This is a genomic window from Streptomyces sp. M41(2017) (genome assembly GCF_002078175.1).
Classification (GTDB): Bacteria; Actinomycetota; Actinomycetes; order Streptomycetales; family Streptomycetaceae; genus Streptomyces.
The window spans coordinates 1,146,666-1,170,531 of sequence record NZ_MWFK01000001.1 but is presented as its reverse complement, the minus strand read 5'-3'; the positions used below and the strand labels follow the sequence as shown (position 1 = coordinate 1,170,531).

The following is a 23,866-nucleotide window of genomic DNA, read 5'->3' as shown; positions in this document are numbered from 1 at the left end:
CCGTGATCCTCCTGTGACCGGAGGTGATCGATACGCTTCCTTTTCGCTGTCTTCACAACTCAAACAGAAAAAACCCTGTGCACTTTGAACACCCGCGTACCAGCACACGTACCCGGTGATGAGCGACCGACTGGGGGAACCCCCGGACACCGGAGGTAGGCGTGCGCAAGGATTCCGCCGTGGCTGACGAACGTAGGCCAAGGGCCCGACATCGCATGTCTCAGCAGTCCTCGTCGACCGAACCCGACGAGGAGCTGATGCGTGCGCTGTACCGGGAACACGCGGGGCCCTTGCTGGCGTACGTGCTGCGCCTGGTCGCAGGCGACCGGCAGCGTGCCGAGGACGTCGTGCAGGAAACACTCATCCGTGCCTGGAAGAACGCCGGCCAGCTCAATCGAGCGACCGGTTCGGTACGCCCCTGGCTGGTGACGGTCGCCCGACGCATCGTCATCGACGGCCACCGCAGTCGGCAGGCCCGGCCGCAGGAGGTCGACCCGTCGCCGCTGGAGGTCATCCCCGCGGAGGACGAGATCGACAAGGCGTTGTGGCTGATGACACTGTCGGACGCGCTGGACGACCTGACCCCTGCTCACAGGGAGGTACTGGTCGAAACATACTTCAAAGGGCGTACGGTCAATGAGGCGGCCGAGACGCTCGGCATCCCCAGCGGCACCGTGCGCTCCCGGGTGTTCTACGCCCTGCGGTCGATGAAGCTGGCTCTGGAGGAGCGGGGGGTGACGGCATGAACACGTACGGGGGTTACGGAACAGGTGGTCCGGGAGCCATGCAGGGTCCGCGGGGACAGCAAGGCCCCGGAGACATCCACGAGACCGTCGGCGCCTACGCGCTCGGCATCCTCGACGACGCCGAGGCAAGCGCTTTCGAGGAGCATCTGGCGACCTGCGAGTGGTGCGCCCAGCAGCTCGACGAGCTGGCCGGGATGGAGCCGATGCTCGCCGCGCTCGCGGACCTGCCGGCCTCACAGGGCAGCCCGGCCATCGCGGAGTCCCTCTCGGCCCGCCCGAGCCCACGGCTCGCGGAGCGACTGGTCGACGAGGTCGCGGCACGCCGCGCCCACAAGCGCAGGCGTGGAATGTACCTGGTGGCGGCCGCGGCCGCACTGATCGTCGGCGGTCCGCTGACCGTCATGGCCGTCAACGGCGGCAGCGACAGCGGTACGACCGTGCCGCAGGCGCACGCGACCAGCCCCGCCAAGGCCGCCTTCGACGTGATGACGGACAAGACGCAGGCCACGGACCCGACCACCAAGGTCAACGCCGTCGTCGCCGTCGAGCCGAAGGACTGGGGCACCCACGCCGTCCTCCAGCTCAAGAACGTCAAGGGCCCGCTCAAGTGCTCCCTGATCGCCGTCGGCAAGAACGGCGAGCGCGAGACGGTCACCACCTGGGCGGTCCCGAAGTGGGGCTACGGCATCCCCAATGCCAAGGCCGAGGAGGCGAAGCAGCCGCTCTACGTGCACGGAGGCGCGGCCTTCACGCCGAACCAGATCGACCACTTCGAGGTCATGACCTTCGACGGGAAGCGGCTCGTCGAAGTGGACGCGTGAGCGAACCCCCGGGCGCGCACGTAGCCCGGCGGGCCCCCCTTCGCGTACGGTTGACGGCTGCCCAGCACGTCAGAAGGGGGCCCGGTGGCCGCTCAGGCTCAGCAGGAATCCGCGGTCGGTTCGGTCCGTCCGTCCGCAGCGGAGAAGTCCGCCCAGGACGACTCCGTGAGGGACCGGGAGATCGGCGTCGAACAACACCATCTGGACCGGGTCTACCGGCGCCTCGAGGAGAAGATCCATGAGGCCGAGTTCCTGATGAACGACGCCGCCCAGCGCGGTCAGGTCGGCACGCCCGGGGCGCTCGCGGAACGCGACGCCCAGGTGTTCCGCGCCGGAATCCACCTCAACCGGCTCAACAACGAGTTCGAGGACTTCCTCTTCGGCCGCATCGACCTGCTGCTCGGGAAGGACGGCAAGAAGGGCCCCGACGGCGCGTACACGGCGGTCGAGCCCGCCGAGGGCGCGGTCCGCGAGGACAACACCGCCGACATCGCCGAGACGCTCCACATCGGCCGTATCGGCGTCCTGGACGCCGACTACTCGCCGCTCGTCATCGACTGGCGGGCGCCCGCCGCGGCCCCGTTCTACCGCTCGACCCCGGTCGACCCGGGCCGGGTCGTACGCCGCCGCGTGATCCGCTCCAAGGGCCGCAAGGTCCTCGGCGTCGAGGACGACCTGATGCGTCCCGAGCTGACGGCCGCGCTGGACGGCCGCCGGCTCTCCGTCGTCGGGGACGGCGCGCTGATGGCCGCGCTCGGCCAGGCCCGCAGCCACTCCATGCGCGACATCGTGGCGTCGATCCAGGCCGAACAGGACCTGGTGATCCGCGCCCCCGCCGCCTCCGTGACCTACGTCGAGGGCGGCCCCGGCACCGGCAAGACCGCGGTGGCCCTGCACCGGGCCGCCTACCTCCTCTACCAGGACCGCCGCCGGTACGCGGGCGGCATCCTGATCGTCTCGCCGACCCCGCTGCTCGTCGCCTACACCGAGGGCGTCCTGCCCTCGCTCGGCGAGGAGGGCCAGGTCGCCATCCGCGCGATCGGCTCACTCGTCGACGGCGTGAGCGCCACGCTGTACGACGCTCCCGCGGTCGCCCGCGCCAAGGGGTCGTACCGGATGCTGAAGGTGCTGCGGAAGGCAGCCCGCGGGGCGCTGGAGACGCCCGGCGGAGCGAACGGCCGGAACGGGTCGGGCGGCTCCCGTGACGCGGACTCCGGGCAGCTCGCCTTCGGCGAACCCGACACCGCGCCCGCCGGACCCCCCACCCGGCTGCGGGTCGTGGCCTTCGGACGCCGCATCGAGCTGGAGTCCGCCGAACTCGACCGCATCAAGCACAACGCGCTCGGCGGGACCGCTCCGGTCAACCTGCTGCGCCCGCGCGCCCGCAAACTGCTGCTCGACGCGCTGTGGGCGCGGTCGGGCGCCGGGACCCGGCACTCCGACCCGGAACTGGCGGCCGAACTGCGCTCCTCGTTCGACGAGGACGTCACCTCCGAGGACAGCTTCCTGACGTTCCTGGACGCCTGGTGGCCCGAGCTGACCCCGCGCGGCGTGCTGACCGCGATGGCCGACGAGCGGCGGCTCGGACGCTGGGCGCGGCGCATCCTCAACCCGGGCGAGGTGCGCCGGGTGGCGCGCTCGCTGAAGCGGGACGGGCTGTCCGTGCACGACGTGGCGATGCTCGACGAGCTCCAGGCGATCGTCGGGATGCCCGCGCGGCCCAGGAAGCGCCGCGACCTGGAGCCGCTGGACCAGCTCACCGGCCTGGAGGAGCTGATGCCGGTGCGCGAGGAGTCGCAGCGCGAGCGCGCCGAGCGGCTCGCCCAGGAGCGCACCGAGTACGCCCACGTCATCGTGGACGAGGCGCAGGACCTCACGCCCATGCAGTGGCGGATGGTCGGCCGTCGTGGCCGGCACGCCACCTGGACGGTCGTCGGCGACCCGGCCCAGTCGTCCTGGTCCGACCCGGACGAGGCCGCCGAGGCACGCGACGAAGCCCTCGGCACCCGCCCCCGGCGCCGCTTCACGCTCACCGTGAACTACCGCAACCCGGCCGAGATCGCCGAGCTGGCCGCCAAGGTCCTCGCACTCGCGATGCCGGGCTCGGACTCGCCCTCCGCGGTCCGGTCCACGGGCGTCGAGCCGCGCTTCGCCGTCGTCCGGGAGTCCCTCGCCCAGACCGTGCGCGCCGAGGCGGCCCGGCTGCTCGACCGGGTCGACGGCACGGTGGGTGTCGTCGTCGCCATGAACCGGCGCGAGGAGGCCGCCCGCTGGCTCGCCGGGCTCGGGGACCGCGTGGTGGCCCTCGGCAGCCTGGAGGCCAAGGGACTGGAGTACGACGCGAACGTGGTCGTGTCGCCCGCGGAGATCGCGGACGAGTCGCCGGCCGGGCTGCGGGTCCTGTACGTCGCCCTGACGCGGGCGACCCAGCAACTGACCGTCGTCTCCAGCGACCGCGACGATCCCGACGCGTCCGGGGTCCCCGACCTGCTCAGGGACTGACCCCGTCCGCTTCGACCGCTCCGGTCCGCGCCCGCCCCCACGCCCCGCCGAAAAAGAACTCCCGGGACGGGAATTGCCTTACGGGGATCCTTTGTTACCTTTGACGTGACACCGGCTCGATCCAAGCCCCCGGGCCCAACCTTCGTCGCTACGAGCGACCACTTGCCGCGAGGCGAGCATGGCGGGTCGGTGTCATGAACGTCGTCCTCCCCGGAGGACCTGAAGAGGCCCACGTCACCCCGTGACGTGGGCCTCTTTCGTTGCCCGGCCGATTCTCGTATGGTGGAATCCGTTTTCCGAAACCGCGAGCCCCTCGCGAACAAAACGTTCGCAATCCGGGGCGACTACCACGTACTCAGGGGTAGGTGCGACGATCGGACGGCACAAACGCAGTGACACGGTGAAAGCAGAGGAAGTCGGCCATGGCAACGGCGCCCAGCGTCTCCTACTCGAACACGGTCAGGCTGGAGGTGCCCGCGAGCGGAACGGCGGTCTCCCAGCTCACCACGGCCGTCGAGTCCAACGGAGGCTCGGTGACCGGCCTCGACGTGACCGCATCCGGCCACGAGAAGCTCCAGATCGACGTCACCATCGCGGCGACCTCCACCGCGCACGCCGACGAGATCGTCGAACAGCTGCGCCACATCGAGGGCGTCACCCTCGGCAAGGTCTCCGACCGTACGTTCCTGATGCACCTCGGCGGCAAGATCGAGATGCAGTCCAAGCACCCGATCCGCAACCGTGACGACCTCTCCATGATCTACACCCCGGGCGTGGCGCGGGTGTGCATGGCGATCGCCGAGAACCCCGAGGACGCCCGCCGCCTCACCATCAAGCGCAACTCCGTTGCGGTCGTGACGGACGGCTCCGCCGTGCTGGGCCTGGGCAACATCGGACCCAAGGCCGCGCTGCCCGTCATGGAGGGCAAGGCGGCCCTCTTCAAGCGCTTCGCCGGCATCGACGCCTGGCCGCTGTGCCTGGACACCCAGGACACCGACGCGATCGTCGAGATCGTGAAGGCCATCGCCCCCGGCTTCGCGGGCATCAACCTGGAGGACATCTCCGCGCCGCGCTGCTTCGAGATCGAGGCCCGGCTGCGCGAGGCGCTCGACATCCCCGTCTTCCACGACGACCAGCACGGCACGGCCATCGTGGTCCTCGCCGCGCTGACGAACGCCCTGCGTGTCGCGGGCAAGGCCATCGGTGACATCCGTGTCGTCATGTCCGGCGCGGGCGCGGCCGGCACGGCCATCCTCAAGCTGCTGATCGCCGCCGGTGTGAAGAACGCCGTCGTCGCCGACATCCACGGCGTGGTGCACGCGGACCGCTCCGACCTCGTCGCCGCGGCCCCCGACTCGCCGCTGCGCTGGATCGCCGACAACACCAACCCCGAGGGCCTCACCGGCACGCTGAAGGAGGCCGTCCGGGAGGCGGACGTCTTCATCGGCGTGTCGGCCCCGAACGTGATCGACGGCGACGACGTGGCCCGGATGGCCGACAATGCCATCGTGTTCGCGCTCGCGAACCCCGACCCCGAGGTCGACCCGGCGATCGCCCGGCAGACGGCGGCCGTTGTCGCCACCGGCCGCTCCGACTTCCCCAACCAGATCAACAACGTCCTGGTGTTCCCGGGCGTCTTCCGTGGCCTCCTGGACGCCCAGTCGCGTACCGTCAACACGGAGATGATGCTCGCCGCCGCTGCCGCGCTCGCGGACGTGGTGACCGAGGACGAGCTCAACCCGAACTACATCATCCCCAGCGTCTTCAACGACAAGGTCGCGGGCGCGGTCGCCGGAGCGGTGCGCAACGCCGCGAAGGCGGCGGGGGTGACGGACGCGGCCAGTACGACCGCGTAGCCGAGCGGGCCGGGCCGGACCGCAGAACCGGCCGGAGGCGGCCGGTGGCCCGCCTGTGACGGGCGCCACGACCGCCCGCAACCCGGCGCGTCGCGGAACGCGGGGCCAGTGGCCGCCTCTATGGTGGCGGCCAGGCTCAGGCCTCGCAGGCCTTTCCGTGTGACCCCCAAGGGTGTTCGTGTGACTCCCAGGGGTGCCGGATTGGCTTTCCCGCCGCAGGTGGGGGCAGGATGCGTCTTCGGGCGCGACGGTCTGGCTACGGACCCGGGTCCGGGGGCCGACCGAGGACCCTGGCAGCATCGGCTTCACTGTGCCGGATATGCGGCTCCGCCGCGTGGCACGCCTCAACAGCAAGAAGAACACGGGAGTAACGACATGAACCGCAGTGAGCTGGTGGCCGCGCTGGCCGACCGTGCCGAGGTGACCCGCAAGGACGCCGACGCCGTTCTGGCCGCTTTCGCCGAGACCGTCGGCGAGATCGTCGCCAAGGGCGACGAGAAGGTCACCATCCCCGGCTTCCTGACCTTCGAGCGCACCCACCGTGCCGCTCGCACCGCGCGCAACCCGCAGACCGGCGACCCGATCCAGATCCCGGCCGGCTACAGCGTGAAGGTCTCCGCGGGCAGCAAGCTCAAGGAAGCCGCCAAGGGCAAGTAGTCCTGGCCGGTGCGGTCCCGCAGGACGGGACACGTACGAGGCGCGGAACGCCGATGGGGCGGCCCCTTTCAGGGGGGCCGCCCCATCGTCGTACGTATCACCGGGATGACCCCCGGACCCCCAGCCGCACGAGCCGGCCGGGGGCCGGGAGGCTGGGTCAGCCCAGCGCCTTGCCCGGGAGCTCGACCTTCGCGCCGAGCTCCACCAGCTTGTCCATGAAGTTCTCGTAGCCGCGGTTGATCAGGTCGATGCCGTGGACCCGCGAGGTGCCCTGGGCCGCCAGCGCCGCGATGAGGTACGAGAAGCCGCCGCGCAGGTCGGGGATGACCAGGTCGGCGCCCTGGAGCTTCGTCGGGCCCGAAACGACCGCGGAGTGCAGGAAGTTGCGCTGCCCGAAGCGGCAGTTCGAGCCGCCGAGGCACTCACGGTAGAGCTGGATGTGCGCGCCCATCTGGTTGAGCGCGGAGGTGAACCCCAGCCGGGACTCGTACACCGTCTCGTGGATGATCGACAGGCCGGTGGCCTGCGTCAGGGCGACGACCAGCGGCTGCTGCCAGTCCGTCTGGAAGCCGGGGTGGACGTCCGTCTCCAGGGCGATGGACTTGAGCTGCGAGCCCGGGTGCCAGAAGCGGATGCCCTCGTCGTCGATCTCGAAGGCACCGCCCACCTTGCGGTAGGTGTTCAGGAACGTCATCATCGACCGCTGCTGGGCGCCGCGGACGTAGATGTTGCCCTCGGTCGCCAGGGCCGCGGAAGCCCAGGAGGCGGCCTCCAGGCGGTCCGGGAGGGCCGCGTGGGTGTAGCCGCCGAGCGTGTCCACACCGGTGATGCGGATCGTCCGGTCGGTGTCCATCGCGATGATGGCGCCCATCTTCTGCAGGACGCAGATCAGGTCCTCGATCTCCGGCTCCACCGCCGCGTTCGAGAGCTCCGTGACGCCTTCCGCGAGCACCGCGGTGAGCAGCACCTGCTCGGTCGCGCCGACCGAGGGGTAGGGCAGCTGGATCTTGGTGCCGCGCAGCCGCTGCGGGGCCTCCAGGTACTGGCCGTCCTCCCGCTTCTCGATCTTCGCGCCGAACTGGCGCAGCACCTCGAAGTGGAAGTCGATCGGCCGGCCGCCGATGTCGCAGCCGCCGAGACCGGGGATGAAGGCGTGGCCGAGACGGTGCAGCAGCGGGCCGCAGAAGAGGATCGGGATGCGCGACGAGCCCGCGTGGGCATCGATGTCAGCGACGTTCGCGCTTTCGACATGGGACGGATCGAGGACCAGCTCGCCGGGTTCCTCACCCGGACGGACGGTCACACCGTGCAGCTGCAGCAGTCCGCGCACGACCCGCACGTCGCGGATGTCGGGGACGTTGCGCAGCCGGCTCGGACCACTGCCCAGGAGGGCGGCGACCATGGCCTTCGGTACGAGATTCTTCGCACCGCGGACACGGATCTCGCCCTCAAGCGGGGTTCCGCCGTGGACAAGCAGGACATCGTCGTTGACGGTCATGTATCTCGCGTTCCGATGAGTTGGGCAGGTGTGAGTCGTCGGCAGGCCGGTCGTACGGGAGCCGAACAGCAAGGGTAATGGCCGCCCACCCCCCCTCTGTAAGCCCACGGACGCCTCAGGTGCGTCATAGCTTTGCCACAACACGAACCGTTCCGAAACGGGCACACGGGGTCACCGCTCCCGGCGTGCGCGGTCGGCGCTCCGTTGCGCCCTGAGCTGCATTCACTCGCGTACGGGTATTGGCTCCCCACGCGACGGGAATGTGCGGGATCATGTCTCGCATGACCGAGGTGTCCTCGCTCACAGGGCGGCTGCTCGTGGCCACGCCCGCCCTGGCGGACCCGAACTTCGACCGCGCGGTGGTGCTGCTCCTCGACCACGACGAGGAGGGCTCCCTCGGCGTCGTCCTCAACCGGCCGACCCCCGTGGGCGTCGGGGACATCCTGGAGGCCTGGGCCGGCCTCGCGGGTGAGCCGGGTGTCGTGTTCCAGGGCGGCCCGGTCTCGCTGGACTCGGCGCTCGGCGTCGCTGTCATCCCGGGCGGGGCGTCGGCCGAGCGGGCGCCGCTCGGCTGGCGGCGGGTGCACGGAGCGATCGGTCTCGTCGATCTGGAGGCCCCGCCGGAGCTGCTCGCCTCGGCGCTCGGTTCCCTGCGCATCTTCGCCGGTTACGCCGGCTGGGGCCCGGGCCAGCTGGAGAACGAGCTGGGCGAGGGCGCCTGGTACGTCGTGGAGTCCGAGCCGGGGGACGTCTCCTCGCCGGCCCCGGAAGGGCTGTGGCGCGAGGTCCTGCGCCGCCAGCGCAGTGAACTGGCGATGGTGGCGACGTACCCGGACGACCCCTCCCTGAACTGACCCCGGCGGGGCCCCCGCGGCTCCTCGGAGTGGCACGCGACCCTTCCCTCAACCGATGGCCTCCGGCCCCAGTACCCTTGGCTGCATGAGCACTCTTGAGCCTGAGACCCAGCCCCAGCGAGGCACGGGGACGGGGACCCTCGTGGAGCCGACGCCGCAGGTGTCGCACGGCGACGGGGACCACGAGCGCTTCGCCCACTACGTCCAGAAGGACAAGATCATGGCGAGCGCGCTGGACGGCACGCCCGTCGTGGCGCTGTGCGGCAAGGTGTGGGTGCCGGGCCGCGACCCGAAGAAGTACCCCGTGTGCCCCATGTGCAAGGAGATCTTCGAGTCCATGGGCGCCGGCGGCGACCAGGGCAAGGGCGGCGGCGACAAGAAGTAACGCCACGGCTCTCCCCGGCGCAGTACGCCGCGTGGACCGCGCGAGGCCGCGGTGTCCCTGACGAGGGACGCCGCGGCCTTGTCGTGCGCGAGGCCGGAGCGAAGGGGTGGGGTGTGGAGTTGCTGCTGCGTGTCCTGGGCGCGGCCCTCGGCAGAGGGGGCCAGGGCCCGAGGGCCGGGCGATGCGGTCCCGGTCTGCGGAGGCGGGTCGCCGTGAGGCGCGCCGTCAACGACGGGGTGTACGGCGACCGGGGCCCGGAGGCCGAGAACCTGGCCGAGCTGGCCGTCGCGCTGTGCGGGGCGGTGACCGGGGCCTGCGGCGTCGTGCTCGCGCGGCAGGGCGAGGCCGGTCACCCGCTGCCGACGTGGACGGTGGTGCTCGCCGCGCCCCTGTGCGCCTCCCTCGCGTTCGTCGGGGCCGGCGGCCTGCTCCGGTGGTGGTACGGGGAGCGGTTCCTGAGGGAAGTGCTGCTGCCGCACCCGCTGGTGAAGCTCGAGTGCGCCGCCGCGGGCGCCCTGTTCGCAGGGGCCGTCCTGCTGGCGACCGGACCCGCGGCCGAGCGGCAGTGGGGGGTGCTGTCGCTGGGTGGTCACGCGTGGCTGCTCGTCGCGTCGATCCGCGCGTTGTCCGTGGTGAGCAAGCGGGCCGCGGGGCGGACCCTGCGCGAGGGCCGTGAGGAGAAGCGCGAGAGGACGGGCGACGTGGAGGGGGCCGAGGGCTGAGCGTTGCACGGAGTGCGTCGCGTGGTCACAGAGTGGTTGAGACCTCTTGTGGGCATGTTCATGTACTCCATAGCCTCCGGGGTGTTGTGCAGAGCAAAACCGCCATTGCGCATGTTGCAACGCGCGCACCCCCCACCGGAGGACGCTCGATGAAACTCTCTGCTCCCGGAATTCGCGCCGCCCGGACGGCAGCCGCCCTCGCGGCCCTGGTCGTCGCCACCGCCTGCGCTCCCCAGACCTCCGACAACTCCTCGTCCGGCAAGGACGAGAAGAGCGGCACCCTGCGTGTCTGGCTCTTCCAGGAGGTCGGCAACAAGCCCAAGGAGAAGGTGGTCCACGCGGCCGTCGCCGCCTTCGAGAAGGCCCACAAGGGCGCGCGGGTGAACATCGAGTACATCCCCGTGGAGACCCGCGCCCAGCGCATCAAGGCCGCCTTCAACGACCCGAAGAGCGCCCCGGACGTCATCGAGTACGGCAACACGGACACGGCCGGATACGTGAAGGACGGCGGACTCGCCGACATCTCCGGGGAGTTCGCCGCATGGGACGAGGCCAAGGACACCGACCCGACCGCACGGCAGTCGGTCACCGTGGACGGCAAGGTCTACGGCGCCCCGTACTTCGTCGGCGTCCGCGCCCTGTACTACCGCACGGACGTCTTCAAGGAACTGGACCTCCCCGTCCCGAAGACGCAGGCCGAACTCGCCGAGACCGCACGCACGATCCACGCCGCGAAACCCGGCCTGTACGGGCTCGCCGTGGGCGGCGCCTACACGTACGGCGCGATGCCGTTCATCTGGGCCAACGGCGGTGAACTCGCCCAGGGCAAGGGCGGCTCCTACGCCTCCGCCATCGACAGCGCCGAGGCCCGGAAGGGCATCAAGGCCTACACCTCGCTCTTCGGTGACACCAACTGTCCCGCCGCCAAGTGCGCGGGCATGGGCGGCAACGACACGGTGACCGCCTTCGCCTCGGGCAAGGCCGCGATGGCGATCGGCGGCGACTTCAGCCACGCGGCGGTCGAGGCCGGAACCGTCAAGGGCAAGTACGCGGTGGTACCGCTGCCCGGGGTGAAGGCCGGCTCGGTCGCGCCCGCCTTCGCGGGAGGCAACAACCTCGGTGTCCTCAAGAGCACCGCGCACCGCACACTCGCCGTCGACCTGATGGAACAGCTCGCGTCCAAGAAGACACAGAGCGAACTCTTCGACGCGATGGGCTTCCTGCCGACCTACACCGACGTCCGCGAACAGGTCGCTGACCGCGAGCCCTTCGTCGCGCCCTTCGTGAAGACCCTCGCGTCCGGCGCCAAGTTCGTGCCGGCCTCGCCCGCCTGGGCGCAGATCGACGCCTCGCTGGTCCTGCCGACGATGTTCCAGGAGATCGTCAGCGGCAAGAAGGACGTGGCCAAGGCCTCCGACGACGCGGCGAAGAAGATGAACGACGCGTTCAGCTCCGCGGGCTGAGCGGATGGCGACGCCCGACACCCTCGCCGAGCGCCCCGGACGGGGGGCGGCCACCACGGCCGTCCCCCGCCCCGCCGGGCGCCGTGGCCGCGGACCCGCGTCCGGCCCCTCCCCGCGCGGGCGGGCCGGCCTGACCCCCTGGCTCTACCTCGCGCCCGCCCTGGTCGTCCTCGGCGGCCTGCTCGTCTACCCCATCTACCAACTCGGCCTGATCTCCTTCCTGGAGTACACACAGGCCCAGGTCAGCGGAGGACAGCCGACCACCTTCGTGGGCTTCGGCAACTACACCGAACTCTTCGCCGACGAACAGTTCTGGCAGGTGCTCCTCGCCACCGTGCTGTTCGCCGCGGCCTGCGTGGTGTCGACCCTGGCCACCGGATGCGCCCTCGCCGTGCTGCTCACCCGCGTACGGGCCCTGCCGCGGCTCGCGCTGATGCTGGCCGCCCTCGGCGCCTGGGCGACCCCCGCGGTCACCGGGTCCACGGTCTGGCTGTTCCTCTTCGACCCCGACTTCGGCCCCGTCAACCGGGTGTTCGGACTCGGCGACCACTCCTGGACCTACGGCCGCCTCAGTGCCTTCGCCCTCGTCCTGCTCGAAGTGGTCTGGTGCTCCTTCCCGTTCGTGATGGTCACGGTCTACGCGGGCATCCGCGCCGTACCGTCCGAGGTCCTGGAGGCGGCCGCCCTGGACGGAGCCTCGCCGTGGCGGATCTGGCGCTCGGTGCTCGCGCCGATGCTCCGGCCGATCCTGGTCGTCGTCACCATCCAGTCGGTCATCTGGGACTTCAAGGTCTTCACCCAGATCTACGTCATGACGGGCGGCGGCGGCATCGCCGGGCAGAACCTCGTCCTGAACGTCTACGCCTACCAGAAGGCGTTCGCCGCCTCCCAGTACAGCCTCGGCTCGGCCATCGGCGTCGTCATGCTGGTGCTGCTGCTCGCCGTCACGCTGGTCTACCTGCGGCTGCTGCGCCGACAAGGGGAGGAACTGTGAGCCTGCTCAAGGGTGTTGTCCGGCGCCCGCGGCGTCCCTGGCGGCTCGCGGCCGAGACGACCGCCCTGCTCGTCGCCGTCGTGGTCGCCTTCCCCCTCTACTGGATGGTGCTCGGCGCCTTCAAGCCGGCCGGGGAGATCGAGTCCAGCACGCCCCGGCCCTGGACGGCCTCGCCCACCCTGGATTCCTTCCGCCGCGTCTTCGGACAGCAGGAATTCGGCCGCTACTTCCTCAACAGCCTCGTCGTGGCGGGCTCCGTGGTGATCGCGTCGGCACTCATCGCGTTTCTCGCCGCGACCGCCGTCACGCGATTCCGCTTCCGATTCCGGACCACCCTGCTGATCATGTTCCTGGTGGCCCAGATGGTGCCCGTCGAGGCCCTGACGATCCCGCTGTTCTTCGTCATGCGTGACGCCGGCCAGCTCAACACCCTGGGCTCGCTGATCCTGCCGCACATCGCCTTCTCGCTGCCCTTCGCGATCTGGATGCTGCGCGGTTTCGTGAAGGCCGTTCCGGAGGCGCTGGAGGAGGCCGCCTCCATCGACGGCGCGAGCCGCGCTCGATTCCTCTGGCAGATCCTTTTCCCGCTCGTCCTCCCCGGCCTCGTGGCCACCAGTGTGTTTTCCTTCATCTCGGCCTGGAACGACTTCCTGTTCGCCAAGTCCTTCATCATCAGCGACACCTCGCAGTCCACCCTGCCGATGGCTCTTCTCGTCTTCTACAAGCCGGACGAACCCGACTGGGGCGGTGTGATGGCCGCTTCCACGGTGATGACGATTCCGGTGCTGATCTTCTTCGTTCTCGTACAGCGACGACTCGTCTCCGGCCTCGGCGGAGCGGTAAAGGACTGATGGACATGATGGAAACGGGCCTGATTCCGGCGCCCCTGGCCGTCGAGGGCGGCGAGCGCGGGGCGTTCACCCTCGGCGTGGACACCACGCTGTCCGCGGCCCCCGGCACCGAGGGCACCGAACGCTGGCTGCGCTCGACGCTCGGCGCCGCCCTCGGACTGCCCCTGCGACCTGCGCCGCAGGACGCACCCGGCGAGGTGCGGCTGCTCCTCGACGACACGCTCGGAGCGGAGGCGTACCGGCTCGACGTCGGGGAGGCCGGAGCCGAGATCCGGGGCGGCGACGCGGCCGGTGTGTTCTGGGGCGCGCAGACGCTGCGTCAGCTCCTCGGCCCCGACGCCTTTCGCCGCGCCCCCGTCGGCCCGGTGGCGTCCCGGGAAATCGCGGCCCGCACCATCGAGGACGCCCCCCGATTCCGCTGGCGCGGTCTCATGCTCGACGTGGCACGGCACTTCATGCCGAAGGAAGGCGTCCTGCGCTACCTCGACCTGCTGGCCGCCCACAAACTCAACGTCTTCCACTTCCACCTCAGCGACGACCAGGGGTGGCGTGTCGAGATCAAGCGCTACCCGAAGCTGACGGAGGTCGGTTCCTGGCGGGCCCGCACCAAATTCGGCCACCGCGCCTCACCGCTGTGGGACGACAAGCCGCACGGCGGCTTCTACACCCAGGACGACATCCGCGAGATCGTCGCCTACGCGGCCGACCGGCATATCGCCGTCGTCCCGGAAATCGACATCCCCGGGCACTCGCAGGCGGCCATCGCCGCGTATCCGGAACTGGGCAACACCGACGTCGTCGACACGGCCTCGCTGACCGTCTGGGACAACTGGGGCATCGCCGAAAACGTACTCGCCCCCACCGACGACACCCTGCGCTTCTACGAAGGGGTCTTCGAGGAACTCCTCGACCTGTTCCCCGCGGACCCGGCGCGCTTCCCGGAGTTCTCGGGCTTCTTCCACGTCGGCGGCGACGAGTGCCCCAAGGACCAGTGGAAGCAGTCGCCCACCGCGCAGGCCCGCATCAAGGAACTCGGGCTCGCCGACGAGAACGCCCTGCAGTCCTGGATCATCCGGCACTTCGACACGTGGCTCTCCGAGCGCGGGCGTCGGCTCATCGGCTGGGACGAGATCCTGGAGGGCGGGCTCGCGCCGGGCGCCGCGGTCTCCTCGTGGCGCGGCTACCAGGGCGGGGTCACGGCCGCGCGCGCGGGCCACGACGTCGTCATGTGCCCCGAGCAGCACGTGTACTTGGACTACCGCCAGGCCGCGGGGGAGGACGAGCCGGTCCCCATCGCGTACGTACGCACCCTGGAGGACGTCTACCGCTTCGAGCCCGTTCCCTCGCAGCTCACCGAGGCGGAGGCGCGGCACGTGCTCGGCACGCAGGCCAACCTGTGGACCGAGGTGATGGAGGACCACACCCGCGTGGACTACCAGGCGTTCCCGCGGCTCGCCGCGTTCGCCGAGGTCGCTTGGAGCCGTCTCCCGGCGTCCGCCGAACGGGACTTCGCCGGGTTCGAGCAGCGGATGACCGACCACTACGCGCGCCTCGACGCCCTCGGGGTGGGCTACCGGCCGCCGGCCGGACCGCTGCCGTGGCAGCGCCGGCCCGGGGTCCTCGGACGCCCGATCGAGGGAGCGCCTCCGAACGTGTGAGGCGGCAGCGGACCGGCATGCCCCGCTCCCCGCTCCCGCCCGCCTTCTTCGGGCCGGTGACCCCAAAAGGAGAAAGGCCCTAGGGGTCACCGAAGAGTGGCAATGCGCGCTCACCGGTGATGCCGTGCGAAAACAGACCATCTCGCTGACGACAGGGGCGAATGCCTCCTAGCGGACCCCCGCGCCGAGTGCCGGGGAAGATGTGCCAGAGTTGCCACGTCCGCCCTGTCAGCACGTACCGTACGGCAGCACAGGTGGGACCAGGTGGGGCAGCGGGAAGGGGCAGCCGGTTTGACCACGCACGCACCGCAGGCGGCGCAGGCCGTGACGCTGCCCGTCTCGCTGGACGAGGCGGTCGCGGCACTGTCCGCCATGCCCGCCGCCGTTCCCGTCGCCGGCGGCACCGATCTGATGACCGCGGTCAACTCCGGGCAGCTCAGGCCGGCCGCGCTGGTCGGCCTCGGCCGGATCAGCGAGATCCGCGGCTGGCAGTACCAGGACGGACACGCGCTGCTCGGCGCCGGACTCACCCACGCCCGGATGGGCCGCCCCGACTTCGCCGCCCTGATCCCGGCGCTCGCCGCCGCCGCCCGGGCGGCCGGACCGCCCCAGATCCGCAACGCCGGCACCCTGGGCGGCAACATCGCCTCGGCCGCGCCCACCGGCGACGCGCTGCCCGTACTGGCGGCCCTGGAAGCCACGTTGATCATCGCCGGGCCCGGCGGAGCCCGCCGCGAGATCCCGGTGTCGCACCTGCTCGCGGGCGTGGACATGCTCCGCGGCGGCGAACTCATCGGCTACGTGCGCGTGCCGCTGCTGCACGCCCCGCAGGTCTTCCTGAAGGCCACCGGACGCACCGGACCCGGGCGGGCGATCGCCTCCGTGGCGCTCGTCCTCGACCCGGCCCGGCGCGGGGTGCGGTGTGCCGTCGGCGCCATAGCGCCGATGCCGCTGCGGCCCCTGGACGCCGAGGCGTGGGTGGCCCAGCTCATCGACTGGGACAACAGCCGCACGATCGTCCCCGAGGCGCTGACCGCGTTCGGGGAGTACGTCGCGGCGGCCTGCATCCCCGACCCCGTCCCCGCCGAGGACGGCTCCGTGCAACCGCTTCCGCCCGCAGTACTGCACCTGCGGCGCACCGTCGCCGCGCTGGCCCGACGAGCACTCGGGAGGGCGCTGTCGTGACCGACGACCAGCACGAGGAAGGCGCCCGCAGCAACGGCGGCCGCTGGGACCCGCTGCCCCAGGGCGACTACGACGACGGCGCGACCGCCTTCGTCAAGCTCCCTGAGGGCGGCATCGAGGCCCTCCTCGCCTCCCGGGAGCCGCTCGCGGCGCCCGGACACGGATACGTCCCCCCGCAGATCGACGGGACGCCCGCCCAGTCCGACGCCGGTGACCCGGCGGCCGGCGGGACGTGGGGCGCGCAGGGCGGCGGCTCCTGGCCCGACCCGCACGCCACGCAGCAGGGGGCCGGCGCGCACGACGACCGGTTCGCCTACCAGCCGGGCGCCACCGGGCAGTGGGAGTACGCCGAATACGCCGAGACCCCTCCCGAGGGCACCGGCTACGACGACGGACGCGGCGCGGCCCACGAGGGCGGACACGGTGCCGGGCACGACGTGACCGGGCAGTGGTCGATCCCCGTCGCCGTAGGTGATCTTCCGGACGAATCGGGCGAGTTCACCACATCGGCGCTCGTCGAGCAGTGGGGCGGCACACCGCCCGCCACGCTGCCGGGCGGCGCCTCGGCGCCCTGGGCGAGCGAGATCGGCCAGGCCGAGATCGGCCAGGCCTGGAGCGCCGAACCCCACGAGGCGCCCTCTGAGGGCCCCGCGGACCCCGAACCGCAGTCACCTCCGCCCCCGCACTCCCAGGCCCCCCAGCAGCCCGCCGAGCCCGCCCACGAGGCGGCCGGGTTCGCCGCCCCCGAACCCGCGGCCGACCACGCGCCCGAGGCGCCGGAGCGGGACCCGGCCTACGAGACGTCCGACGGTGCCGGGGACGACCCGTCCGACGACGCCGGGACGCACGCCCCCGTCGGCCCGGAGACGCACGGCGACGCTCTCGTGGCGGACGCCGACGACGAGACCCCGGACGCGGACCACCCGGCCACCGCCCCGCACGACGAACACCCCCTCGCCTCCTACGTCCTGCGCGTCAACGGCGCCGACCGGCCCGTCACCGACGCCTGGATCGGCGAGTCCCTGCTCTACGTCCTGCGCGAGCGGCTCGGCCTCGCCGGCGCCAAGGACGGCTGCTCACAGGGCGAGTGCGGCGCCTGCAACGTCCAGGTCGACGGCCGGCTCGTCGCCTCCTGCCTGGTGCCCGGCGTCACCGCCGCCGGCAGCGAGGTGCGCACCGTCGAGGGCCTGGCCACCGAGGGACAGCCCTCCGACGTCCAGCGCGCCCTGGCCAAGTGCGGCGCCGTGCAGTGCGGTTTCTGCATCCCCGGCATGGCGATGACCCTCCACGACCTCCTGGAGGGCAACCCCGCCCCCACCGAACTGGAGACCCGCCAGGCGCTGTGCGGCAACCTGTGCCGCTGCTCCGGCTACCGCGGTGTCCTGGACGCCGTGCGCGAGGTCGTCGCCGAACGCGAGCACGCGTCGTCCGCACCCGACGACGGCCCGGACACGGACGAGGCCCGCATCCCGCACCAGGCGGGCCCCGGCGCCGGCGGCGTCCATCCGTCCGCCTACGAGGACGGCGACGCCTACGGCTCCCAGGCCTCGCACGAACAGCCGTACGGCCAGGACGGAGGCCAGGCGTGACCAACCAAGCCGCGACCGCGACGACACCGGCGTCGCCGGAGACAGGCCCCGAGCCCCTGCCGCACGGACTGGGCGTCTCCCTGCCGACCGCGGAGGCCCGCGCCAAGACCGAGGGCACCTTCCCGTACGCGGCCGACCTGTGGGCCGAGGGACTGCTGTGGGCCGCCGTGCTCCGCTCGCCCCACCCGCACGCGCGCATCGTCTCCATCGACACCCGGCACGCGCGCGAGATGCCCGGCGTGCGCGCCGTCATCACCCACGAGGACGTCCCCGGCAGCGCCCTGCACGGCCGAGGAAGAGCCGACCGGCCGGTGTTCGCCTCCGAGGTCGTACGCCACCACGGCGAGCCCATCGCCGCCGTCGCCGCAGACCACCCCGACACCGCCCGGATGGCCGCCGCCGCCGTCATCGTCGAGTACGAGGTGCTCGAACCGGTCACCGACCCGGAGCAGGCCTTCGAGGCCGAACCCCTGCACCCCGACGGCAACCTGATCCGGCACATCCCGCTGCGCCACGGCGACCCGGACGCCGTCGGCGACATCGTCGTCGAGGGCCTGTACCGCATCGGCCGCCAGGACCCCGCCCCCGTCGGCGCCGAGGCCGGACTCGCCGTGCCCCGCCCCGACGGCGGCGTCGAGCTCTACGTCGCCTCCACCGACCCGCACACCGACCGCGACACCGCCGCCGCCTGCTACGGCCTCGACCCCGCGCGCGTGAAGGTCGTCGTCACCGGCGTCCCCGGAGCCACCGCCGACCGCGAGGACCAGGGCTTCCAGCTGCCGCTCGGCCTGCTCGCACTGACCACCGGCTGCCCGGTGAAACTCACCGCTACGCGCGAGGAGTCCTTCCTCGGCCACGCCCACCGGCACCCGACCCTGCTGCGTTACCGGCACCACGCCGACGCCGAGGGCAAGCTGGTCAAGGTCGAGGCGCAGATCCTGCTCGACGCGGGCGCCTACGCCGACACCTCGGGCGAGTCACTCGCCGCCGCGGTCTCCTTCGCCTGCGGCCCGTACGTCGTCCCGAACGCCTTCATCGAGGGCTGGGCCGTCCGCACCAACAACCCCCCCTCCGGACACGTGCGCGGCGAGGGCGCCCTCCAGGTCTGCGCCGCCTACGAGGCCCAGATGGACAAACTGGCCAAGAAGCTCGGCGTCGACCCCGCGGAACTGCGGCTGCGCAACGTCATGGCCACCGGGGACGTCCTGCCCACCGGCCAGACGGTGACCTGCCCGGCGCCCGTCGCCGAACTGCTCCAGGCCGTACGCGACTTCCCGCTGCCCGCCCTCCCCAAGGACACCCCCGAGGACGAGTGGCTGCTGCCCGGCGGTCCCGAGGGCGCCGGCGAGCCCGGCGCCGTGCGCCGCGGCGTCGGCTACGCCCTCGGCATGGTCCACATGCTCGGAGCCGAGGGCGCCGACGAGGTCTCGACCGCCACCGTGAAGGTCCACGACGGCGTCGCCACCGTGCTCTGCGCGGCCGTGGAGACCGGACAGGGCTTCACCACACTGGCCCGGCAGATCGTCCAGGAGACCCTCGGCATCGACGAGGTGCACGTGGCGCCCGTCGACACCGACCAGCCCCCGGCGGGTCCCAGTTGCCGCGGCCGGCACACCTGGGTCTCCGGGGGAGCCGTCGAACGCGCCGCGAAGATGGTCCGTACGCAGCTGCTCCAGCCGCTCGCGCACAAGTTCGGCATGTCCACCGAGCTCCTCCAGATCACCGACGGCAAGATCACCTCGTACGACGGGGTCCTGTCGACCACCGTCACCGAGGCGATGGACGGCAAGGAGCTGTGGGCGACCGCGCAGTGCCGCCCGCACCCGACCGAACCGCTCGACGAGGCCGGTCAGGGCGACGCCTTCGTGGGCCTCGCCTTCTGCGCCATCCGCGCGGTGGTGGACGTCGACATCGAACTCGGCTCCGTCCGGGTCGTGGAGCTGGCGCTCGCCCAGGACGTCGGCCGGATCCTCAACCCGGCCCAGCTGACGGCCCGTATCGAGGCGGGCGTCACCCAGGGCGTGGGCGCCGCGCTGACCGAGAACCTCCGCACCGCCCGCGGCCTGGTCCGCCACCCCGACCTCACCGGCTACGCCCTCCCGACGGCCCTGGACACCCCCGACATCCGCATCGTCAAGCTGGTCGAGGAGCGGGACGTCGTCGCCCCCTTCGGGGCCAAGGCGGCCAGCGCGGTGCCGGTCGTGACGTCCCCCGCGGCCGTCGCGTCCGCCGTCCGTGCCGCCACCGGCCGCCCCGTCAACCGCCTACCGATCCGCCCGCAGGCAGCGGTGGTGACGGCGTCGTGACCGCGCACGAGCCCGCTCACGACGGCACGGCACCCGACACCGGTCCCGCCGCACCGGACACCGGAGTCCCGGCCACCCGGGCCACCGCCGACGAACAGCCGCGCTACGAACCCCCGCCCAGCGTCGGGAAGTTGTTCTTCTGGGTGCTGCTCTTCGTCCTGGCCGCGGTGGTCGTCGTCGTGGGCGGCGTCTACTTCACCTGAGACTCGGAGCCCGGGGCGTCGGTCCCGGCGGCCGCGGAGCCCGAGCTCGAGGACCCCCCGGGTGAGCCGTGGGCCTCCCGCAGTTCACCGACGGCCCGCCGACAGGACACCGGCAGGCAGAGAGTCTCGCCGGCCCCTCGGGCCTCGCCCGCCCCTCGGACCTCGCTCGCGAGCAGCCCCGGCATCACTCGAGGAACGCTCCAGCCGGCCTCCTCCCGCGGTGCGGATCATGGGCTGACCTGCCCGTCCCCGGTCCCCGGGGGACCCGTTCCCAAGACCCCCCTGCGTTGTCAGTGGGGCGGCGTATGGTTCTCGCTCAATGGGGAACTGCCGTGGCACGACCGGCCGTTCTCACCGGGGGAAGCACAAGCGTTCACATGCGCGGGGGAGCCATGAGCACGACTGACACCGATGTCGGCGGCGCGATCACACTGACCGACCACGAGCTGGATCCGTACGTCACGCACGCGTCCACCCGGCATCTCCTCACGGGCGCCGGCCTGCCCGCCGCGAGCGCGCTGCTGGGGTTCGACGCGTTGCGGGAGCACGGCCTGCGCACCCTGGCCGATCTGACCGGCGGCGCCGACAGGCTCGCCGAGGAGCTGCGCGACCGGGTCGTCATCGGGGCCCTGCGGAACCTGGACCGGGACCTGGAGTCGCTCGTCCTCGACGGGACGACGGGTGAGGTCTCCTCGGCGCACGTCCCGCGGGATCCCGCGCACCTGGACCTGTCACCGCTGGCGCCCTCCCTGGAGGCCCTGCTGCGCTTCGCGGCGGCCACCGAGGAACTGACGGCGCCCGCCGACCGTCCGGGCCCGTTCGGCCCGAAGGCCGTCGCGGAGACGGCGGACCGGCTGGGCGCGGTCTTCGAGGACACCGCGGGCGCGGACGTGCCGCCGTACTGGCGGATGGCCGCGCTGATCCGCCCGCTGGCCCGGATCGCCGGACCCGGCGAGGGACTCGTCCTCGGTCTGCCGAAGCGGCTGCTCGACGAGGAGTTCGGGGCGGGCGGGATCATGCGTTTCGAGGACGTCGACTTCCCGCGCGCGCTGACGCACGAGCCGACTCGCCGCTTCCTGCGCGAGACGGGCCTGCCCGAGGACGGTCTCCTCTTCCAGCTGGACACGGAGGTGCCGCTGCCGGCCCTCACCGAGTACTACGCGGACGAGCGCCCCGACGCGTTCGCCGCCGGCCATCTCCCGGTGACCGCCTGCCGTCTGATCCGCCTCGGCGGCCTCGTGGAGGACACGAGCCTGGTCGTCGACGGCGCCACGGGCGCGGTGCTCGCCTGGAGCGAACCGGACCTGACCCTGCGCCCGCTCAACGCGGACATCTCCACGCTCGCCTTCACCCTCTGGCTCCTGCACCGCGAGCGGACCCTGGACGCGGTCCACGGCCTGAGCGACTCCTACGAACACCTCGCGGCCACCCTGACGGAAACCCTCGCCACGGTGGACCCCGTCGCCTGCGACCGGACCCCGACCCTCCCGGGCGACGACGGCCTGCGCCACTGGCCCGAGATATTCGAGGACCGCGCGAGCGGCTCGCTGTACGCGTAGCGCCCCGGCGCGAGCGGTACCCGCGGGGCGCGCCGGTCCACCCGACGGCCTACGCCGGGACGAGGACGGTGAGCCAGTCCGCCTCGCGCGGCCGGTAACCGTGCCGGTTGCGCAGCCCGTGCACGATCGCGGGCACGTGGCCGGCCCCGTAGACGACGGCCACCCGGAGCGGCTCGTCGCCGCGCTCCGCGTGGATCTCGCTGAGCGCGTCGAGCAAGCGCCGGTCCCGCCGGTCGGTGAGCGCGTGCTCCAGAGGATCGTCGGCCATCAACTCGGCCCGCAGGGTCGGCGGCAGATCCTCGACCGCCAGATCCTCGTCCAGGAAGGCGCGCGGCCCCCGCAGCGCGAACACCAGGCCCATCACCGGCGCCGCCACCATGAGCAGCGCGTAGGTCCACCGCGGCAGCTCCCTCAGGTCCGCGATCGCCTCCGCCGCGGTCACATCCGGGTTGATGACCGGGACTCCTTCGGGCAGGAGCCGTGCGTCCCCCTGCTCCTGCAGACCGTTGCGCCGCCGGCGCGGGGCGAACCGGTAGGCGAGCGTGAGGGCACTCACTCCCGCCGACCGGCCCCGGATCCCCTCGACGACGACGAGGTCGCACTCCCTGAGCCTGACGCGGATCTGTGAGTAGAAGGTCGGCGATGCCACGTGCAGCATCGGGAAGATCACGAATTCGAGCGGGGTCCCTGTCCGCCGCATGGTGATCACAGCAGATCGGACGGCATGTCCGGTCACCTCGATGATCTGCATGATCCCCCCCGCGAAGCCCGCCCGGCCGATCGCTCATCCGTACGAGGACACGCACCGCGCGAGCCCCGCGGTTCCGTCCCCGTGCGTCCTGCTCCGCGGAGCCGTGACGGAGATACGCCGAAGGGGCGGCACCGCATCCGCGGTGCCGCCCCTCCGGTTCGCCCGGTCCAGTCGGTCGGCGACGGGCTCGGACGTGCCGACTGCCACACCTCCTCAACGCTTTCGTCGAACCCGTAGGTGGTCAGCCACGGCCATGACTGCTCGGTATCAGCACATGGTGGACGTCGTACGGACGGACATCGCAAAGCAGATCGACGGCCTCATCTGGAGGCTCGACACAGGCCGTCGGGAGATCCCTCAGAGGGACCTGAGGTCCAAACGCATTGCGCTCTGGAGAGCCTCCAGAGCCTCGCCTAGTGCCCCTTGGGTCGCTGACCACTCTGGATCGATGCTCACGTCAGGCTCATCGAAGCGGTCCCGCAGGTGTCGGAGTCTCAGGAAGGTCTGATCGGCAACGGCGCCTAGAGGTGCGGGCGCCATGATGTGTATCTGATAGAGGAGTTGAAAGGCGTTGGCGGAACCGAGGATTTCTCCAGCCTGCTTGATGCGTTCCTCCCGGCTCAGCCCGATGCTCCTCTTTAGGTCGCGCAAGCGGTGTCTCGTGAGCCAGAGTGCCGCGAGGTATTCGCCGTAGAGCTGTTGCTTTGCGGCGCGCTCGCGAGAGGTGTTCTCCCGGCGCCATCGTGATCGTTCACCAAGAAGGGTTGTGCTGACGCCAAGAACGGCGCCGACTGCTGTACCCGCGAGAGTCCCCCAGTCCACGGGGCACATCGTAGAGGCGCCGTAGATCTGGGCCTAGGGGGCGATCCTGGTTCCAGGGCGCACGGTTCTGGTGAGAGGTCCGGCTGAGGCGCCGGCGCGGGTCAACTGAGACGGAAACTGCGACGGACGACTTAAGGGCGGCACTCCCGAAGGGGTGCCGCCCTTTCTGCGCCCGGTCAGGCAGGCAGAGGCCGTGGCGGGAATCGAACCCGCGTAACTCGCTTTGCAGGCGAGTCCCTGAACCACTCGGGCACACGGCCGTTCTCAGGTGCGGCACGGCTCACTCGTTCCGAACCTGATGGGTCGACCGTAGGCCCGTGGGGTGGCCGGCTCAAGAGGGCCGGAGGCGCTGCAACGGGACTGCCACACGCCGTTCATGAACGGGAGGTGGCGGCGCGGGGCGTGGTCGTAGGACCAAAGGACCGGATGATCACCGACTTCCGA

General features: G+C 71.6%; 20 protein-coding genes and 1 tRNA gene. 17 read left to right on the top strand and 4 right to left on the bottom strand.

Annotated elements, in window-relative coordinates; all coding sequences use genetic code 11:
* Nucleotides 1–215: 215 nt before the first annotated feature.
* The 5 genes from B0675_RS05190 (at nucleotide 216) to B0675_RS05170 (ending at nucleotide 6,582) form a co-directional block, all read left to right on the top strand.
* Complete coding sequence (locus B0675_RS05190) at nucleotides 216–746, top strand: sigma-70 family RNA polymerase sigma factor (protein ID WP_037619265.1); 531 nt, start codon at nucleotides 216–218, stop codon at nucleotides 744–746.
* Nucleotides 747–784: 38 nt separating this feature from the next.
* Nucleotides 785–1,567 (top strand): zf-HC2 domain-containing protein, encoded by a 783-nt coding sequence (locus tag B0675_RS05185; RefSeq protein WP_081217554.1) that lies wholly within the window; start codon nucleotides 785–787, stop codon nucleotides 1,565–1,567.
* A gap of 84 nt (nucleotides 1,568–1,651) precedes the next feature.
* Nucleotides 1,652–4,069, top strand: a complete 2,418-nt coding sequence (locus B0675_RS05180) for a UvrD-helicase domain-containing protein (RefSeq protein ID WP_081217552.1) — start codon at nucleotides 1,652–1,654, stop codon at nucleotides 4,067–4,069.
* A 422-nt stretch (nucleotides 4,070–4,491) separates the two neighbouring features.
* The gene (locus B0675_RS05175) at nucleotides 4,492–5,925 is read left to right on the top strand and encodes an NAD-dependent malic enzyme (RefSeq protein ID WP_081217550.1); all 1,434 of its coding nucleotides are present in this window, start codon (nucleotides 4,492–4,494) and stop codon (nucleotides 5,923–5,925) included.
* A gap of 375 nt (nucleotides 5,926–6,300) precedes the next feature.
* Complete coding sequence (locus B0675_RS05170; RefSeq protein ID WP_007382399.1) at nucleotides 6,301–6,582, top strand: HU family DNA-binding protein; 282 nt, start codon at nucleotides 6,301–6,303, stop codon at nucleotides 6,580–6,582.
* Between the two features lie 157 nt (nucleotides 6,583–6,739).
* On the opposite strand, the gene murA is transcribed toward B0675_RS05170, so the two are convergent.
* Nucleotides 6,740–8,080 carry a UDP-N-acetylglucosamine 1-carboxyvinyltransferase gene (gene murA / locus B0675_RS05165; protein ID WP_081217549.1) on the bottom strand — a complete coding sequence of 447 codons (1,341 nt, stop codon included), beginning with the start codon at nucleotides 8,078–8,080 and terminating at the stop codon, nucleotides 6,740–6,742.
* Between the two features lie 281 nt (nucleotides 8,081–8,361).
* On the opposite strand from murA, the gene B0675_RS05160 reads away from it, so the two are divergent.
* The 12 genes from B0675_RS05160 (at nucleotide 8,362) to B0675_RS05105 (ending at nucleotide 21,849) form a co-directional block, all read left to right on the top strand.
* Nucleotides 8,362–8,934 carry a YqgE/AlgH family protein gene (locus B0675_RS05160; protein WP_081217547.1) on the top strand — a complete coding sequence of 191 codons (573 nt, stop codon included), beginning with the start codon at nucleotides 8,362–8,364 and terminating at the stop codon, nucleotides 8,932–8,934.
* An 85-nt stretch (nucleotides 8,935–9,019) separates the two neighbouring features.
* Nucleotides 9,020–9,319, top strand: coding sequence for a DUF3039 domain-containing protein (locus B0675_RS05155; protein WP_081217546.1), 300 nt, complete (start codon nucleotides 9,020–9,022; stop codon nucleotides 9,317–9,319).
* Between the two features lie 212 nt (nucleotides 9,320–9,531).
* Nucleotides 9,532–10,041, top strand: coding sequence for a hypothetical protein (locus tag B0675_RS05150; RefSeq protein WP_081217544.1), 510 nt, complete (start codon nucleotides 9,532–9,534; stop codon nucleotides 10,039–10,041).
* Between the two features lie 149 nt (nucleotides 10,042–10,190).
* A complete protein-coding gene (locus B0675_RS05145; protein WP_081217543.1) occupies nucleotides 10,191–11,504 on the top strand; it encodes an extracellular solute-binding protein in 1,314 nt (437 codons plus the stop codon).
* A gap of 4 nt (nucleotides 11,505–11,508) precedes the next feature.
* Nucleotides 11,509–12,498, top strand: coding sequence for a sugar ABC transporter permease (locus B0675_RS05140; protein ID WP_081217541.1), 990 nt, complete (start codon nucleotides 11,509–11,511; stop codon nucleotides 12,496–12,498).
* Nucleotides 12,495–13,349, top strand: coding sequence for a carbohydrate ABC transporter permease (locus B0675_RS05135; protein ID WP_081217540.1), 855 nt, complete (start codon nucleotides 12,495–12,497; stop codon nucleotides 13,347–13,349). Before B0675_RS05140 ends, B0675_RS05135 begins: the two co-directional genes overlap by 4 nt.
* A gap of 8 nt (nucleotides 13,350–13,357) precedes the next feature.
* Nucleotides 13,358–15,007: a beta-N-acetylhexosaminidase gene (locus B0675_RS05130; protein ID WP_081221596.1), complete on the top strand. Its 1,650-nt coding sequence runs from the start codon at nucleotides 13,358–13,360 to the stop codon at nucleotides 15,005–15,007.
* A 291-nt stretch (nucleotides 15,008–15,298) separates the two neighbouring features.
* On the top strand, nucleotides 15,299–16,192 hold the full coding sequence (locus B0675_RS05125) for an FAD binding domain-containing protein (protein ID WP_081217539.1): 894 nt from the start codon (nucleotides 15,299–15,301) through the stop codon (nucleotides 16,190–16,192).
* Nucleotides 16,189–17,781 (top strand): (2Fe-2S)-binding protein, encoded by a 1,593-nt coding sequence (locus tag B0675_RS05120; protein ID WP_107482562.1) that lies wholly within the window; start codon nucleotides 16,189–16,191, stop codon nucleotides 17,779–17,781. The genes B0675_RS05125 and B0675_RS05120 overlap by 4 nt, the downstream gene beginning before the upstream one ends.
* Nucleotides 17,778–20,087 carry a molybdopterin cofactor-binding domain-containing protein gene (locus B0675_RS05115; RefSeq protein WP_081217537.1) on the top strand — a complete coding sequence of 770 codons (2,310 nt, stop codon included), beginning with the start codon at nucleotides 17,778–17,780 and terminating at the stop codon, nucleotides 20,085–20,087. Before B0675_RS05120 ends, B0675_RS05115 begins: the two co-directional genes overlap by 4 nt.
* Nucleotides 20,084–20,290 carry a hypothetical protein gene (locus tag B0675_RS40395; protein ID WP_107482561.1) on the top strand — a complete coding sequence of 69 codons (207 nt, stop codon included), beginning with the start codon at nucleotides 20,084–20,086 and terminating at the stop codon, nucleotides 20,288–20,290. The genes B0675_RS05115 and B0675_RS40395 overlap by 4 nt, the downstream gene beginning before the upstream one ends.
* A gap of 392 nt (nucleotides 20,291–20,682) precedes the next feature.
* A complete protein-coding gene (locus B0675_RS05105) occupies nucleotides 20,683–21,849 on the top strand; it encodes an SUKH-4 family immunity protein (RefSeq protein WP_081217535.1) in 1,167 nt (388 codons plus the stop codon).
* Between the two features lie 49 nt (nucleotides 21,850–21,898).
* On the opposite strand, the gene B0675_RS05100 is transcribed toward B0675_RS05105, so the two are convergent.
* The 3 genes from B0675_RS05100 to B0675_RS05090 all read right to left on the bottom strand — a co-directional run bounded on the left by B0675_RS05100 (nucleotide 21,899) and on the right by B0675_RS05090 (nucleotide 23,682).
* Nucleotides 21,899–22,600, bottom strand: a complete 702-nt coding sequence (locus B0675_RS05100; RefSeq protein WP_081217534.1) for a hypothetical protein — start codon at nucleotides 22,598–22,600, stop codon at nucleotides 21,899–21,901.
* Between the two features lie 357 nt (nucleotides 22,601–22,957).
* Nucleotides 22,958–23,422: a hypothetical protein gene (locus B0675_RS41305; protein ID WP_179165249.1), complete on the bottom strand. Its 465-nt coding sequence runs from the start codon at nucleotides 23,420–23,422 to the stop codon at nucleotides 22,958–22,960.
* 188 nt (nucleotides 23,423–23,610) lie between these two features.
* Nucleotides 23,611–23,682 (bottom strand) — tRNA-Cys (locus B0675_RS05090).
* Nucleotides 23,683–23,866 lie beyond the last annotated feature (184 nt).

Coding starts and splice junctions, on each gene's coding strand:
- B0675_RS05175 (WP_081217550.1), top strand. CDS start 4,492: ATGGCAACGGCGCCCAGCGTCTCCTACTCGAACACGGTCAGGCTGGAG.
- murA (WP_081217549.1), bottom strand. CDS start 8,080: ATGACCGTCAACGACGATGTCCTGCTTGTCCACGGCGGAACCCCGCTT.
- B0675_RS05190 (WP_037619265.1), top strand. CDS start 216: ATGTCTCAGCAGTCCTCGTCGACCGAACCCGACGAGGAGCTGATGCGT.
- B0675_RS05100 (WP_081217534.1), bottom strand. CDS start 22,600: ATGCAGATCATCGAGGTGACCGGACATGCCGTCCGATCTGCTGTGATC.
- B0675_RS05155 (WP_081217546.1), top strand. CDS start 9,020: ATGAGCACTCTTGAGCCTGAGACCCAGCCCCAGCGAGGCACGGGGACG.
- B0675_RS05105 (WP_081217535.1), top strand. CDS start 20,683: ATGAGCACGACTGACACCGATGTCGGCGGCGCGATCACACTGACCGAC.
- B0675_RS05145 (WP_081217543.1), top strand. CDS start 10,191: ATGAAACTCTCTGCTCCCGGAATTCGCGCCGCCCGGACGGCAGCCGCC.
- B0675_RS05170 (WP_007382399.1), top strand. CDS start 6,301: ATGAACCGCAGTGAGCTGGTGGCCGCGCTGGCCGACCGTGCCGAGGTG.
- B0675_RS05140 (WP_081217541.1), top strand. CDS start 11,509: ATGGCGACGCCCGACACCCTCGCCGAGCGCCCCGGACGGGGGGCGGCC.
- B0675_RS05160 (WP_081217547.1), top strand. CDS start 8,362: ATGACCGAGGTGTCCTCGCTCACAGGGCGGCTGCTCGTGGCCACGCCC.
- B0675_RS05185 (WP_081217554.1), top strand. CDS start 785: ATGCAGGGTCCGCGGGGACAGCAAGGCCCCGGAGACATCCACGAGACC.
- B0675_RS05130 (WP_081221596.1), top strand. CDS start 13,358: ATGGAAACGGGCCTGATTCCGGCGCCCCTGGCCGTCGAGGGCGGCGAG.